Below are 5,099 nucleotides of genomic sequence, written 5' to 3' on the forward strand. Positions count from 1 at the left end.
ATCGGCAACGAACAGCACATCCAACTGGGCAGCGGGCAGTTCATCGAAGCGGGGCAGGAGATCCACTACTACGCCGGCGACAAGGTCGTGATCGACGCCGGCATGGAGCTCACCGCCAGCGGCGGCGGCAGCTTCATCAAGCTCGACCCGGGCGGCGTCACCTTCAGCGGCGCCAGCATCAACCTGAACTCAGGGGGCGCGGCCGGGAAGGGTGCAGGTGCCCGGCCCATCCTCCCGGGCGCAGTGAAGCCGGCCGACAAGGACAAGGCCGGCATCACCCTGGAGGCCCTGGCCAAGCAACGCCGGGTGTTCCTCCAGGCCAGCACGGGTATCTGTGAGGTCTGCGAAGCGGCCAAGCGTGCCAAGGAGGCCAAATGATGGACAGCGGATTCCTGCTCTTCGACGGCGCCTCCCACCGGCAGGCCCTGGTCTGGCTGTGCCAGCATTTTCCCGAACACAGCCCACGCCCCCTGTTGCAAGGCACTCCTTATGAGTCGTTGGCAGCCATCGGCCCCATCCTGCTGCAGGCCGATGCCGGCAGCCTGCTGAATGACGCCTGGCAGGCCGGGCAGCCCGAGCTTGAACAAGCCGTCTGGCTCAGGAGCGAGCTGCCCCTGGTCGCCTTGCGAGAGAGCCTGCGTCGGCGTTTGCGCATCCTGGCACCGGATGGCCGCGTGTTCTGGCTGCGACTGGCCGATGCACGCCCGCTGCGCCAGGCATGGCGCAGCCAGGTCCAGTGGCCGGCGGGGTTCTGGCATGGCGTGAGCGAGGTCTGGCTGCGTGACGGGGAGGCCCCGGTCCTGGCCTGGCACAACCCCCATCCCCAACTGGATGCGACCCACCCCGGCCCACCGCTCGACGCCCAGATCACCCTGGATTGGCCGCTGCTCGACGCACTGGCGCAACCCGAACCCCACCCGCAGGACGCACCCGCATGAACGCCCCCGCCACCCAAACCCGCCGTCTCCAGCCCGCCACCTGCCCCTTGCTGGCCGCCGTATTGCCGCTGCGATATGCCATCGGCCCCATCGAGACGCGCAACCCCTCCACCCTGGACGCGGCCACCCTGGGGCTGCCCGCCCTCAACGGCAACTTCCCGGAGATGGGCCCCGAGCACGCCGCGCTCAAGGATCGCCCCCTGGGCTACGTCCCCCGTGCGCTGCGCGATGGCTGGCTGTACGTCTGGGAAGACAGCCTCCAGGCACTCAGCGAATACCGGGTGGACGCCGCCATGCTGAAACCGACCGCACGCAGCGCCCCCGCACCGGACACCACCACCCGCGCCTACCTGATGCTGGAGGCAGGGGCACCGGTCCTGATGGCCTGGTCCCCCATCCGCTGGAGTGCCGACGTCTTCGCAGAGCTGGAGAGCCAGCCCGCCAAGCGCCAACGCATGATGCGCAGCCTGACCCCCGGCGTGGCGCCCTTCAGTGGCAGCGTCCAGGCCATGCACGGGCAGATCGGCGACCTGAAGACCGAGCATTACACCTGGAGCATCGCCACCAGAAAGGCCAGCTACTGGCTGCTGCAGGACCCGCCCCTCAAACCCATGCAGCGCTGCGAGCAACAGCACTTCGCCCTTGTCGACGACCCCTGGGGCGTACTGGGTGACCTGGCCGCCCTGGTGCGCGAGCGCCGCATCGCCTTCACCAAACTCAACAAGCACCGCAACGACGAGTGGGCTACCGCCGAACTGATCCAGTCCGTGGCCGACAGCGACGAAGTCATCCGCAGCAACCTCGCCTCCATGATCGACGTGCCCCAGTTGCAGAAGGTTCTGAAGCAGCCGGCCCTGGCGCTGGACGCCCTCGATGCCGACCTGCGGCGCCTGACGGAGTGCTGGGCCCGTTGGTTCGAGACCCTGGAAGGCGGCATGCCGTCGCACCTGGACTCCGCCTGCGCCATGTTCGACCTGACCCAGCCCGACCAGCGCGACCTGCTGGAAATCCACTTCGCCTGCAGTTGCCTGGGGCCCTCCGCCACCCCCCTGGGGGTGAAGACCCTCGAACGGGAGCTGGACGCTGCCCAACCGAGGGAGCAGCCCTGGCTGCTGTGGTCATTGTTGGGGGCCACCCGCAAGATCGACCCCGGCACCCTCAAGCAAGCCTTGCACCTGCCGGAAGCCCTCGCCGACGTGACCGACGCCCCTGGCGCCGCCGCCCGCCTCGCCAGGGCGACAGCCTTCGCCACGGCCGTCAACCTCGCCGCCGATCAGGTGCAGGCGTTGAATCCGGCGCGCGGTGGCGAGCCCCTGTTCGCCGTGCTCTCACCCAGCCTCGGCGGGCGCCTGCGCAGCCTGAGTGAACAGATCCACCCCCTGGCCTACAACCTCATGACCGCCATGCTGGTACGCAGCGCCCAGCGCCTGGAGGTGGACAGCCTGAGCCGAGTGGATGCGATCGGCTGGCTCAACGAGCAGATCGACCAGGCCCACAACAAGGGCCAACTGCGCCGCCTCAAGAAGCAACTGGAGAAAGAGATCCGCAACCAGGCGCGTGCTGCCCGCGAAGCTGTCGGCCTTTCAACCCCCGCCAAAAGCCCCACGGCGACCCAGGTCGAGGAGGCCATTCCGCATCTCCGTGTCGTACCGGCCCCAGAAGCGGCCCCGCCCCATCCCTCACCCGGCCATGGCAGCGACGCCCCGCGCGCGCCCGGCAAGCCCGGCACAACGCTACCGCCCCTGAGCGGAAAAGCCGCGCGCCTTTCCCTGGGGGCGCCTCGAAATATCAGCGAACTGCTGAACGAGGCGCCGTTGAAGACGTTGATTGCGTTTGTGTCGGTTTGGAATTTGGCGGAGGTAGCTAAGCAGGTCTGGACTGAGACATCCGTGAAGAACGCTATTTCGACTTTCAGTGCTGTTATGGCTACGGCAACTGCTTCAACCGCTGTACTGCAAAAGCTTGCTGATGTGCGCTGGGAGCAGCACGTCGCGCAAGCAGGCAAGATCAACCCTGCGGCTCAGGAGACTCTGGCTCGAGCATTGGGCCTGGGAGCCGGCGCCATGCTGCTGCAAGCCATCACTGCCGGCCTGGACGTGTTCTATTACGGCTGGCAGGCCCTGGATGCCTACCGTGCCGGAGACCTGGACACGGCAGCGGTCAGCCTGGGGCTGGCCGGCGCCAACCTGGCCTATGCCCGCGTCTCGCTGCAGGCCATGCGTGCCTTGCGCCTGGCCCGCACGGCGGTACTGGCCGGCGAATCGACGGCCCTGGCCACCGGCATCCGCGTACTCACCCTGCCCCTGCGCCTGAGCCTGGTGGGGCTGGTTGCCACCATCCTGATCGGCATGGTCTCCCTGCTCTATACAAAAGACACCCCGCTGGAAAGCTGGCTCAAGCAGACCCGTTTCGGCACCCGCCCTGCGGATTGGTCCGGCAGCCTCACCGGCACCCTCGAGGCGTTTTGGCGCATCGTCCTACCGGTCAGCCTCAAGCTGGAGCGCTGGAACGATATCAACCCCCGCACCGGCCAATGGGTGAACGAAATACGCCTGGTTCTGCATCTGCCCGGCCAGAGCGAGTACCAGCAAGGCATGATCACCTTCAGCGGTTACGAGGAGTGGGAGCAATCCCACGGCCTGCTCGACGACGCCACCCTCAGGTGCATCCCGCTGACCTGGGGGGAGCACGACCCCATCCCCTTCGACCCCGATATCGGCAGCCCCCATGGCCCGCCGAACGACGGCATCCGCCTGCGCCGGGCCTACCATGACGGCGCGTTTGAGCGGCTGGTCGCCATCCGCGGCAGCCTGACCTACACCCCGGTCGAAGGCCTCAGCCTGCCGGCCATCGACATCGAGGTGAGCTGACCATGACTGAACTAACCCAAACCACCTTCGCCCGACGGTTCGCCCAGGTGCCTGACAGTCGCCTGCTCCAGGCTGATAAATCCACGGAGGCACCGCTTATGTGCATGCCCGAAGTGGAGGAACAGACTGAGCACTACCTGAGCCTTGAGCACGGAGAGAGTGCGGACAGAGGGATGTGGACGGGGGCGCTGGGTGGGATTGGGGGTGTTTTTTGGCTTTTCTTTGCGTTTTTTCTTTTGATGGATGGCCGAGCTGAAACGTCTCTCAACTTTTTCCTGTTGGGGCTTGCTTGTGTTCTGGTCCCGTTCATCTGCGAAGTGTTCCAGCCCATGCCCCTGCCGATCCTGCTCAACCGCCGCACTCGCGAGCTGTACTTCGAGCAGGACGGCGAGCTGTACCACACCCCCTGGGATGGCATTGCCGCTGCGGCCTACCCCTTCGACACAGTGGGGCTCTACACAGGCGGCATGCGCCATGCCGCGCTGGAGGTGCTGCTGCACCGCTACGGCCACCCGGAGGAGTTGGTGGTGATCAACCTGGGCTCGCCCATCAGCAAGAGCCTGGAGATGCAGTTGGGTTTCTGGGAGTACCTGCGGGCTTACATGGATAATGGCCCTTGGTTCGATGAACACGGCAGGCACAGCGAGTCGCCGGCGTTCAACCAGAGCCTGTTGGAAGTGCGCAAGCGGCGAGGGCATTGGACTCGCCTTCAATGGCGAGACATCAAGGAGCAGTACGTTGCCAACGGCGGGCGCAATTACCTCAGTGCCTCTGACGTGGCACTTTTGGTAGGGGGCATCATGTTTGCTCCGTTCAACACCTTGCAAAACCTCACCTACGCCATCGCCAAACGCCGGGCCCGTACCCAATGGCCGGCCATGGTCCGCGAGCGCCTGCGGGCCGATGGCCCCACCAGCCGGCTGGTGGACCTGGAGCAGCAGACGTGACGGAGGAGGTGGCCCGTGCCTTCGCCCAGCGCTTTGCCCAAGTACCGGACAGCTGTCTGCTCAAGGCCGATCAGCCCACACAAGCGCCGCTTATGTGCATGCCCGAAGTGGAGGAGCAGACCGAGCACTACCTGAGCCTTGAGCACGGGGAGAGTGCAGATCGGGGGATGTGGACCGGGGCGTTGGGGGGAGGCGTGCTACTGATATTCGGAGGCTTCTCAATAGCTTTTTTCTTGGATGGCAGAACTGGGCCAGGGTGGGCGTGTTTAGCCTTGATTAGTGTGGCCCTGCTAGTGCCTTTCCTACTGGAAATCTTTCGCCCAATGCCCCTCCCCATCCTGCTC

At 65.9% G+C, this 5,099-nt stretch carries 3 protein-coding genes and 1 pseudogene; all 4 read left to right on the forward strand.

Going from position 1 to position 5,099, the window contains the following annotated elements; all coding sequences use genetic code 11:
* Positions 1 to 378: pseudogene (locus tag A7D27_RS26550) on the forward strand (type VI secretion system tip protein VgrG); the annotation flags it as partial.
* The gene (locus A7D27_RS26555; RefSeq protein WP_170832331.1) at positions 378 to 938 is read left to right on the forward strand and encodes a DUF4123 domain-containing protein; all 561 of its coding nucleotides are present in this window, start codon (positions 378 to 380) and stop codon (positions 936 to 938) included. The pseudogene A7D27_RS26550 and the gene A7D27_RS26555, both read left to right, overlap by 1 nt.
* Entirely contained in the window at positions 935 to 3,808 is a 2,874-nt protein-coding gene (locus A7D27_RS26560; protein WP_069566641.1) for a toxin VasX, read from the forward strand. Before A7D27_RS26555 ends, A7D27_RS26560 begins: the two co-directional genes overlap by 4 nt.
* A gap of 329 nt (positions 3,809 to 4,137) precedes the next feature.
* Complete coding sequence (locus tag A7D27_RS27585) at positions 4,138 to 4,755, forward strand: hypothetical protein (RefSeq protein ID WP_083265797.1); 618 nt, start codon at positions 4,138 to 4,140, stop codon at positions 4,753 to 4,755.
* The last annotated feature ends 344 nt before the right edge of the window (positions 4,756 to 5,099 follow it).

Origin of the sequence: Pseudomonas sp. 1D4 (assembly GCF_001728925.1) — a bacterium.
Lineage (GTDB): Bacteria > Pseudomonadota > Gammaproteobacteria > Pseudomonadales > Pseudomonadaceae > Metapseudomonas > Metapseudomonas otitidis.